Annotated in this window: 1 protein-coding gene; it reads left to right on the top strand. The window is 64.9% G+C overall.

What is annotated here, in order from left to right; all coding sequences use genetic code 11:
- On the top strand, positions 1 to 1,061 hold a 1,061-nt coding region (tuf, locus tag ACFO6Q_RS20080), incomplete at both ends, for an elongation factor Tu (RefSeq protein ID WP_380023017.1).

Genomic DNA, 1,061 nt, shown 5'->3' with positions numbered 1-1,061 from the left:
TCACGGCAAGACGACGCTGACGGCGGCGCTGACGAAGATCGGTGCGGAGCGTTTCGGAGGCGAGTTCAAGGCGTACGACCAGATCGACGCGGCGCCGGAAGAGAAGGCGCGCGGCATCACGATTTCGACGGCGCACGTGGAATACGAGAGCCCGACGCGTCACTACGCGCACGTGGACTGCCCGGGTCACGCGGACTACGTGAAGAACATGATCACGGGTGCGGCGCAGATGGACGGCGCGATCCTGGTGTGTTCGGCGGCGGACGGTCCGATGCCGCAGACGCGCGAGCACATTCTGCTGGCGCGCCAGGTGGGCGTGCCGTACATCGTGGTGTTCATGAACAAGGCGGACATGGTCGACGACGCGGAGCTGCTGGAGCTCGTCGAGATGGAGATCCGCGAGCTGCTGTCGAAGTACAACTTCCCGGGCGACGACACGCCGATCATCAAGGGATCGGCGCTGAAGGCGCTGGAAGGTGACCAGAGCGAAATCGGCGTGCCGGCGATTCTGAAGCTGGTGGACGCGCTGGACAGCTGGATTCCGGAGCCGCAGCGCGACATCGACAAGCCGTTCCTGATGCCGGTGGAAGACGTGTTCTCGATTTCGGGTCGTGGCACGGTGGTGACGGGCCGAATCGAGCGCGGCATCATCAAGGTGGGCGACGAAATCGAGATCGTGGGCATCCGTCCGACGGTGAAGACGACGGTGACGGGCGTGGAGATGTTCCGCAAGCTGCTGGATCAGGGCCAGGCGGGCGACAACGCGGGCCTGCTGCTGCGCGGCACGAAGCGCGACGAAGTGGAGCGCGGTCAGGTGCTGGCCAAGCCGGGCACGATCACGCCGCACACGAAGTTCGAGGCGGAAGTGTACGTGCTGAGCAAGGAAGAGGGCGGTCGTCACACGCCGTTCTTCAAGGGCTACCGTCCGCAGTTCTACTTCCGTACGACGGACGTGACGGGCGCGTGCGAGCTGCCGGAAGGCGTCGAGATGGTGATGCCGGGCGACAACGTGAAGATGGTGGTGACGCTGATCGCGCCGATCGCGATGGACGAAGGTCTGC

Origin of the sequence: Dokdonella ginsengisoli (genome assembly GCF_042652785.1) — a bacterium.
Lineage (GTDB): Bacteria > Pseudomonadota > Gammaproteobacteria > Xanthomonadales > Rhodanobacteraceae > Dokdonella_A > Dokdonella_A ginsengisoli.
The sequence above is the reverse complement of the archived record's forward strand: the minus strand, read 5'-3'. Positions and strand labels throughout refer to the sequence as shown.